7 protein-coding genes and 1 pseudogene are annotated in these 8,257 nt (G+C 68.5%); 4 read left to right on the top strand and 4 right to left on the bottom strand.

What is annotated here, in order from left to right:
* Positions 1-191 precede the first annotated feature (191 nt).
* Positions 192-509: a putative quinol monooxygenase gene (locus KN815_RS12315; RefSeq protein WP_216341822.1), complete on the bottom strand. Its 318-nt coding sequence runs from the start codon at positions 507-509 to the stop codon at positions 192-194.
* 143 nt (positions 510-652) lie between these two features.
* On the opposite strand from KN815_RS12315, the gene KN815_RS12310 reads away from it, so the two are divergent.
* Together KN815_RS12310 and KN815_RS12305 are read left to right on the top strand one after the other, a co-directional pair.
* Positions 653-1,558, top strand: coding sequence for an AraC family transcriptional regulator (locus tag KN815_RS12310; RefSeq protein WP_216341821.1), 906 nt, complete (start codon positions 653-655; stop codon positions 1,556-1,558).
* A 158-nt stretch (positions 1,559-1,716) separates the two neighbouring features.
* Positions 1,717-2,466, top strand: a complete 750-nt coding sequence (locus KN815_RS12305) for an SDR family oxidoreductase (protein ID WP_216341820.1) — start codon at positions 1,717-1,719, stop codon at positions 2,464-2,466.
* A gap of 318 nt (positions 2,467-2,784) precedes the next feature.
* Here the strand turns inward: KN815_RS12305 and KN815_RS12300 are convergent, their stop codons facing one another.
* Positions 2,785-3,417 (bottom strand): TetR/AcrR family transcriptional regulator, encoded by a 633-nt coding sequence (locus tag KN815_RS12300; protein WP_216341819.1) that lies wholly within the window; start codon positions 3,415-3,417, stop codon positions 2,785-2,787.
* 87 nt (positions 3,418-3,504) lie between these two features.
* Here KN815_RS12300 and KN815_RS12295 point away from each other — a divergent pair, with 87 nt between their 5' ends.
* Positions 3,505-5,115, top strand: coding sequence for an FAD-dependent oxidoreductase (locus KN815_RS12295; RefSeq protein ID WP_216341818.1), 1,611 nt, complete (start codon positions 3,505-3,507; stop codon positions 5,113-5,115).
* 306 nt (positions 5,116-5,421) lie between these two features.
* Here the strand turns inward: KN815_RS12295 and KN815_RS52125 are convergent.
* A pseudogene (locus KN815_RS52125) lies at positions 5,422-5,781 on the bottom strand (hypothetical protein); the annotation flags it as partial.
* 355 nt (positions 5,782-6,136) lie between these two features.
* Positions 6,137-7,471 carry a GH1 family beta-glucosidase gene (locus tag KN815_RS12285; protein WP_216341817.1) on the bottom strand — a complete coding sequence of 445 codons (1,335 nt, stop codon included), beginning with the start codon at positions 7,469-7,471 and terminating at the stop codon, positions 6,137-6,139.
* A gap of 61 nt (positions 7,472-7,532) precedes the next feature.
* Between KN815_RS12285 and KN815_RS12280 the strand changes: the two genes are divergently transcribed.
* Positions 7,533-8,156 carry a TetR/AcrR family transcriptional regulator gene (locus KN815_RS12280; RefSeq protein ID WP_216341816.1) on the top strand — a complete coding sequence of 208 codons (624 nt, stop codon included), beginning with the start codon at positions 7,533-7,535 and terminating at the stop codon, positions 8,154-8,156.
* Positions 8,157-8,257: the final 101 nt, after the last annotated feature.

Below are 8,257 nucleotides of genomic sequence, written 5' to 3'. Positions count from 1 at the left end.
CGCTGAGCTGGGACATCAGCGGCATGTCGGCCAGGAGTTCATGCAGTTCGGGGTCGAGGGCGGGGCGTGCTGTGGTCATGGTCGTTGCCTTTCGTGGGTGGTGGTGGGGGTGGGGGACGGTCGGGCGAGGAGGGGGGCCGCCTCGGCGGGCACCGAGGCGGCAGGGGCTGGGGTGTGGGGTGTTCGGCGGGTCAGAAGGTGGCTGTGCCGCGGACCGGGACGTAGTCGGTGTACTCGGAGTCCTTGGCGAGCAGCGGGTCGATCTGCGCCACGATGGCCTGGGCGGTCTCACCGGCGAAGATGCGGTGGTGGTCCTCCTCGCTGGTCCAGCCTTCGGTGACGTGGACGACGTCGGGGTCGGACGCGGAGCGGGAGACGAGGTAGACGAGGCAGTGTTCGCTCGCGCCGGGGCTGCCCTCGTTCAGTCCGGTCAGCAGCAGGTCGACGAGCTGGTCGCCCATTCCGGGCCTGGCGGTCAGGGTGGCGTTGAAGCCATAGTTGGCGATCATGGATTCCGTCTCTTCGGTGATGGAGTGCGGTGATTCCATTCAACCGGGTTGACCTGCGGAAATGTTAGACCGATACTCGTCCGTACTTGCACGATCCTCGCGACTATGGGAACTATGGCGCGGAATGGTGCTGCAATGGACGCATGTACCTCGAAGAACTCCGCGCCCTGCTGGCCCGCCATGCGCGGCCCGACTGGACCACCGCCGTCGACGGCGTCCTCATCTCGAAGGTCGACCGCCCTGATCCGCCGGCGCCCTCGATGTCCGGCACGCTCCTGGCGGTCATCGCGCAGGGCGCCAAACGCCTTGCCCTGGGTGAGAGGGTGTTCGAGTACGGGCCCGGGCAGTACCTGGTCGCATCCGTCGATCTGCCGGTCACAGGGCAGTTCACCCAGGCCGACCCCAAGCAGCCGGCGCTGGGGTTCGGTCTCGTCCTGGAACCGTCCGCCGTTGCCGAGCTGTTGCTTGAGGCCGGGCCCGGAGACACCCCCCGCAGCAGCGGGGGCGCGCCGTCGGGGATCGCCGTCAGTGACGCTCCGGCGGCGCTGCTGGACGCGGTGGTCCGGCTGCTGCGCCTGCTCGACGAGCCCCGCGACCGGGCCGTACTGGCCCCGCTGGTCAAGCGCGAGATCCTGTGGCGTCTGATCACCGGCGAGCAGGGTGCGACGGTCCGCCAGCTCGGCCTGGCCGACAGCAGCCTCAACCACGTCTCCCGGGCCGTGCGCTGGATCCGCGAGCACTACGCGCAGCCCTTCCGGGTCGAGGACGTGGCACGCGTGTCCGGCATGAGCGTCTCCGCTTTCTACCGCAACTTCCAAGCGGTGACCGCGATGAGCCCCATCCAGTTCCAGAAGCAGATCCGGCTCCAAGAGGCCCGGCTGCTGCTCGCCACCCGCCCCGGAGACGTCGCCGGAGTCGGCCACCGCGTCGGCTACGACAACCCGTCGCAGTTCAGCCGGGAGTACCGCCGCCAGTTCGGCGCACCCCCAGGCCGGGACGCCGCCCGCCTGCGTCAGGCCGTGCGTGCGCCGACAGGTGTCCTGCCCTGAACTGGGTGGGCCGCACAGGAGGATCGTGCAAGGAGCAGCGAGGATGGTTCTACTATCTCCGCAGGTCAAAGCGATTCAATGGGATCACCGGTTCTCCCGTGGAGCAGGGAAATGCCTGTCCGCCCGTATGGATCCCACCACATCGCAAGGGGCACGACATGAAGACGGTTCTGATCACTGGTACCTCATCCGGGTACGGGCGGGAGACCGCCCTCTACTTCCACTCGCAGGGGTGGAACGTCATCGCCACGATGCGGACGCCGCGTCCGGGCGTCCTTCCTGAGTCGGACCGGCTCCGCGTCGTCGAGCTCGATGTGACCAGGCCCGAGAGCATCACCGCCGCGTTCGAGGCCGAGGGCCCCATCGATGTCCTGGTCAACAACGCGGGGGTGCCCTCGATCAGCGTGTTCGAGGGCACCCCCATGGCCCGGGTGCGGGAGGTTTTCGAGACCAACACGTTCGGCGTGATGGCGACGACGCAGGCGGTGCTGCCCCAGTTCCGCGAGCGTGGCTCCGGCGTGGTGGTCAACGTGACCTCCAGCGTGGTACTGGGGCACATGCCGCTCTCGGCCGTCTACAAGGCGAGCAAGATGGCCATCGAGGGGTTCACCGCATCCCTCGCGCTGGAACTCGCGCCGTTCGGTGTGCAGGCGAAGACGGTCGAGCCGGGCGCCTGCGTGACGACGAACTTCGCAGCCAGGGCAACGAACGGCGGGTCGCTGGACGCGCTCGTCCCGGCGCCCTACGCAGCGTTCGCGAAGAAGGCCATGGATGACTTCACGGGCCAGGACGTGTTCACCAAGGAGAGCGACGTTGCCGAGACGGTGTGGCGAGCCGTGCACGACATGACCGGCCAGTTGCGATTCCCGGCCGGTCCCGACGCGGTCTGGCTCGCCCAGGCGAAGTGACCAGCAGCAGGCATGATGACGCCGCATTGATGCCACGAGCCGGCCACGCACACAGGCAAGTGGCCGGCTCGCCGTCCTCGAGCTGTTCGTCACCGGCGAGGTGTAGTCGGCCCTCGTGGTCCCGGACGTCCATTTGCCCCGGTGGCATTGTTCCGTAACACCATGATCACGATGATTCGGCTGCTCGGCGCCCCCCTGACTCACCGCAGCGCGCCAAAGCCATGAGGTTCCGGACCAGGTTGCTGCGTCGCCGTCAGTTCTGACGGGACGCCGGAATCGGCGTGTCCCGTGGGACGGCTCGTAGGCGTGCCTTTCCCGCTACGGGCTCGGTGCCGCGCGATGGTCGGCAAAGACGCCGTGCTCGACGGCGTCGAAGGCAAGATTCAGACGCTCACGATGCACGGAGATGGTCTCGGCGAGGTCATGCCCGGCGAGTCGGCGCTGAGCTGTTGTCACGGCGACCGTGCGGTAGGCGGCAATCAGCAGCGCCGCGACGAGAGCCGGGTCGCCGGTGAAGCGCGCGTCGTTCCGCAGGTCCTCCGTCAGGGCCTCTTCGACCTCGTGTTCGAACGTGCGGAGCCGTGCGATGAGCGCGGGGGAGCCCGCAATCGTACGGAGGAACGGCTCGACTCCGTCACTCAGCCCGGACAGTGCGTGCCGCTGGTCCACGAGGGTGAGGGCGAGGGTCCGGAACGCCTCCACGGGGCCGACGCACTCGGCGCGCTCCCGGATTGCGGAGCGCAGGAGCTCGACCGCGCCGGGAAGTCGATCCAGCAGGAGGTCTTCCTTGCGCTCGAAGTGCGAGAACACCGTCACTTTCGAGACGCCGGCCGCAGCCGCGACCTGGGCGATCGTGACGTCATCAAAGCCGCGCTCCAAGAACAGCTCCGTTGCGACGGCCGCGATCCGCGCCCGCGTCTTCGCACCACCCCGGTCTCCTCGGTTCGGCATGACCCACCTCTCGTGTTACGTTTACCCGGTAAGACTACTCGGTAAAGCTACCGAGTTAACTCATAGACGCAGTCTAAGGGGTGCGCCATGCAGCGGACCGATGTGATCGTTGTGGGAGCCGGACCCACCGGGCTCCTCCTCGCCAGCGAGCTGGCACTCCAGGGCGTGCAGGTGACGGTGCTCGAACGCCTTCAGGAACCGGACACGACCATCAAGTCCGGCTCGATCAACGTGGCCAGCGCCGAAATCCTCGACCGGCGCGGCTTGCTCCCGGCAGCGGAAGAGAGCCAACGGCGCCGCATGGCCGCCGCCGGGAAGTTCACCGCCGGCGGTGGCACGGCCGTCACACGCGGAGTCGTCGGCGGGTTCGAGCAGACGTCCCCGCGCTTCCCGGTGATGGGGCACTTCGCGGGAATCATGTTCCGCAATGACCTGGTCGACCAGGAGGACCCGGTGCTGGCCTCCCACGCGGCGGTGTCGGGCGGTGTCGCGGTGCCCCAGTACGACCTTGAGCTGCTGCTCGCCGACCGCTGTGCCCAACTCGGCGTCGACGTTCGCCGAGGCATCGCTGTCAAGGGCGTGCGCAGCACCGGCGGCGATCTTCTCGCCGATGCCGATGCCGATGCCGATGCCGACGTCGTCGTCGAGACGGACGCGGGCGAGCTGACCGCCGGCTGGGTCGTGGCGGCCGACGGCGGGCGCAGCCCCATCCGCAAGCAGCTCGGCATCGACTTCATCGGCACCGACCCCGAGCTGGTCGGCTATCAGGGCATCGCTGACTTCGACGACACGACCGGTCTGAGCCACGGGTGGAACTGGACGCCCCGCGGCGTTTACGCCTACGGCCCCATCCCCGGCCGGATCCTCGTCGCACGCTTCGGCCCCCAGCCCGAGGACCGCGACGCTCCCGTCACCCTGGAAGAGCTGCAGGAAGTGGTGCGCGACGTCACCCAGACCAACGTGACCCTGAGCGCGATACACGGCCGTGCGACCCGCTGGTCGGACAACGCCCGCCGGGTGAAGCACTACCGCCATGGCCGGGTGCTCTTCGCCGGCGATGCCGCCCACGTGCACTCGCCGTTCAGCGCACAGGGCCTCAACCTCGGCTTCGGGGACGCCGTGAACCTCGGGTGGAAGCTCGCCGCGACAATCCAGGGCTGGGCACCGGCCGGACTGCTGGACACCTACGACACGGAGCGCTCCTCGATCGCCGATTGGGTGCTCGACTGGACGCGCGCCCAGGTCGCCCTCATGCGCGGGGACGAGCGCACCAGGCGGCTACGCAGGGTCGTCGGCGACGAGCTGTTCACCGTGCCGGGCGCGACGAACAAGATGCTCGCCGTGTCCTCGGGCATCATGCAGCACTACGACGTCGCGGACGACGCCACCGCGCCCGTCGGAACCACCGCCGGCGACGTCGCCCTGACCTCCGGCCGCCGACTCGCCGACTTCGCCCACGACGGTCGCTTCGTCCTGGTCGACCGCACACACGACGGCCGGTTCGCCGACGCGGTGCAGCATCTCGGCGAGCGGATCGCCTATGTCGCCGACTCCGCCGCCACCACGGAACTGCCGAGCCTGCTCGTACGGCCGGACGGCATCATCATCTGGGCCGCGGACCAGGATGACGAGCCCACCAGCGACGACGCCACGAAGCGGCTCGATGCGGCCACCTTGCGCTGGGTCGGCACGCGATGACGCCGGCCGAACGCGCGTAGCACCAGGCGCCTGCCAGCACCTGGCGCCTGCCAGCACCTGGCCGGGCCCGAACTGAAGCCCCGGTCACCACCGTTCGGCCGCCATCGCCACGGAGAGCTGGTCGTGTGCCGCGGCAACTCGCCGAGCAGGCCGCGGCGAGTCTGTTCGGACAGGCCGGCGATGCTGCGAATCACCCGGGAGCCGAGCAGCGGCGAGCGGGCGCGGACCGGCAGGCGCGGCCGGCCCCCTATCCGATCGGCCGTGATTTCACTGCCGACCGGCCAGGCACCCGACTGATCGGGGACATCACCTGTCTGCCCACCGCCGAAGGATGGTGGTATCTGGCCTGCTGGCTGGACCTGGCCACCGGAGAGGTGGTCGGTTATGCCGATGACCGACCACCACCGCGCCGACCTCGTCGTCGAGGTGCTGCGGATGGCCCACGGACGCGGCGGCCTGCAATCTGGCTGCGTTGTTCACAGCGACCGCGGAAGCGAGTACACCTCCGCCCAATTCAGAACCGAGCTGGGCAGGTTGGGGGGAGGCGCCGGTGCAACATCGCGAGGATCCGTTCGCAGGTGCCCACCTGATCAGCCGTTTGTGAGCGGTCTGGAACGATCCGAACTCGTCCGGCAGGTCCCGCCAGGGCGAGCAGGTGCGGTACCTCCATGCGACGGCCGTTCAGGGTTCGGCGGTGGTCGGTCCACCGCCGATCGCGAACCGGATCGGTCGGCATCAACGGCTCGATCCGGTCCTCAAGCTCCCCGACAGAGTCGCTCCTCGTGCGCGACGGGTAGGGCAGTGCAACGGGACAAGCGGTTCGCCGTGCGCGAGCTCGTCGACGGTGGCCCTCTCCTTGAGTGCCTGGTCGGCGGTGAAGGTGACCATCGCGTTGATTCTCGGATCGGGCCGATGCTTGCGCTCCAGTTACGCCGTGACGACCTCGCGGGCGGACAGTTCACGGAAACCAGCCGCGGGCCGGCGGAGCGCGTGCGGAATCCGCGCGAGCGCGGTGGGCGGCTCAACCGAGCTGAGCGCGGATGAGGTCGCGGTACCACGCGAAGGACGCCTTCGGGGTGCGGACCTGGGTGTCGTGGTCGACGTGGACGAGACCGAAGCGCTGGTGGAAGCCCTCGGCCCACTCGAAGTTGTCCATCAGCGTCCAGGTGAAGTAGCCGCGTACGTCCACGCCCTGGGCCACGGAGGCGTCGACGGCCTGGAGGTGGGTGTCCAGATAGTCGATGCGGTCGAGGTCGAGGACGGTGCCGTCCGCGTTGACGACGTCCTCGACCGAGCAGCCGTTCTCCGTGATGTAGATCGGCGGGAGTGCCGGGTATCGCTCCTTGAGGCCGACGAGCAGTTCCCGTAGGCCGTCGGGGACGACGGGCCAGTCGAAGGCGGTGCGGCGGTAGCCCTCGATGGGGGCCTCTTCGAATGGCAGCCCCTCGGACGCCGGCGCCTGGATCCGGGTCGGGTTGTAGTAGTTGATGCCGAGCGCGCTCAGGGGGGCCGAGATCAGTTCGAGATCGCCGTCACGGACGGAGCCGCCGAGGGTCGTGTCCGCGCCGAAATCCGACAGGTCGGGGTAGGCGCCCGTGAGGATCGGGTCGTTGAACAGGCGGTTGTGCAGGTTGTCATAGGCTCGCGCGGCGGCGCGGTCGGCGGGGGCGTCCGAGGCGGGCCAGACCGGGGTGCAGTTGTTGGCGATCAGCACCTGGAGGCCGCGCGCCCGCAGCTCTCTCAGCGCCAGGCCGTGGCCGAGCAACTGGTGGTGGGCGACCGGCAGGCAGTCCAGGAACAGGGTACGGCCCGGTGCGTGGGTGCCAAGACCGTAGCCCCAGACCATGTGGATGAACGGCTCGTTGAGTGTGATCCACTTCTGGACACGGTCGCCCAGCCTGTCGGCCATGATGGCGGCGTACTCGGCGAAGCGGTGCGCGGTGTTGCGGTTCAGCCAGCCGTCGGCGTCCTCGAGGCCCTGTGGGAGGTCCCAGTGGAACAGTGTCGGGACAGGCTCGATGCCGCGTGCGAGCAGGCCGTCGACCAGCCGGTCGTAGAAGTCCAGGCCCCGAAGGTTGGCCTCACCTGTGCCGGTCGGCTGGATCCGTGGCCAGGCGATGGAGAAGCGGTAGCCGGTGAGACCCGCCTCGGCCATCAGCGCGATGTCCTCCTCGTACCGGTGGTAGTGGTCGCAGGCCACGTCACCGGTGTGCCCGTCGCGGACTGTGCCGGGCCGGGCGGTGAAGGTGTCCCATACCGACGGTCCGCGGCCGTCCTCCTTGGTGGCGCCCTCGATCTGATAGGACGCCGTCGAGGCGCCCCAGACGAAGTCCGCGGGGAGGTGGTCCAGTGTCACGTCTAACCTCCTGAAACATGAGCACGGCTCATATTAGCCTGCTCGATGGGATGATGGAAGCGTGAATCAAGATCGCCCCGCAGGGACGCTGCGCCGACTGCCAGTCCAAAAGCGCAGCGCAGAACGCTTCGAGCGGCTGCTGGACGCCTGCGCCGAACTCCTGGACGAGGCCGGCTATGCCGCGCTGACCACCAAGGAGGTGGCCCGCAGAGCCGAGGTGCCCATCGGCACCCTTTACCAGTTCTTCTCCGACAGGGAGGGGTTGATCGGTGCGCTTGCCGCCCGCAATCTGGAGTCCTTCTTGGAGCGGGTCGCCAACCGGCTGGAGCGCGAGAAGCCCGAAGGTATCTCGGGCATCGTGGACGTCACAGTCGATGAGTTCGTCACCATGCGCCGGACGATCACCGGGTTCGGCGTGGTCGACTTCGGCGCGGCGGGACAGGACCACATCCTGGAGCCGACCCTGGACAACAACACCGCGGTCGCCGGACGGCTGCGCCGGCTGACCGCCTCCCTGACTGGTGGCCAGGACGACGCCGAACTTGAGATCGCCGTGCGGGTGGCCCTGGAGTGCGCGGACAGCGTGCTGAAACTCGCCTTCCGTGCCGATCCGCAGGGCGACTCCCATCTGATCGCTGAGTGCAAACGAGTCCTCAACAGCTATCTGAACGATCGACTCCGGTGACCAGCAACTAGGACTTGTCCGGCCGATCATGTGACTGTCTCGTGTCTGGGTCGTTGATGTGGCATGGGGCGGGGTGATCTGAGCGATGCGGAGTGGGAACG

Origin of the sequence: Streptomyces niphimycinicus (genome assembly GCF_018883605.1) — a bacterium.
GTDB classification, from domain to species: Bacteria; Actinomycetota; Actinomycetes; order Streptomycetales; family Streptomycetaceae; genus Streptomyces; species Streptomyces niphimycinicus.
Note: the sequence above shows the minus strand (reverse complement) of the source record. Positions and strands in the feature narration are given on the sequence as shown.

Excerpts from the sequence above, each read along its gene's own strand:
- KN815_RS12315 (WP_216341822.1), bottom strand. The coding sequence starts at position 509 with ATGATCGCCAACTATGGCTTCAACGCCACCCTGACCGCCAGGCCCGGA.
- KN815_RS12310 (WP_216341821.1), top strand. The coding sequence starts at position 653 with ATGTACCTCGAAGAACTCCGCGCCCTGCTGGCCCGCCATGCGCGGCCC.
- KN815_RS12305 (WP_216341820.1), top strand. The coding sequence starts at position 1,717 with ATGAAGACGGTTCTGATCACTGGTACCTCATCCGGGTACGGGCGGGAG.
- KN815_RS12300 (WP_216341819.1), bottom strand. The coding sequence starts at position 3,417 with ATGCCGAACCGAGGAGACCGGGGTGGTGCGAAGACGCGGGCGCGGATC.
- KN815_RS12295 (WP_216341818.1), top strand. The coding sequence starts at position 3,505 with ATGCAGCGGACCGATGTGATCGTTGTGGGAGCCGGACCCACCGGGCTC.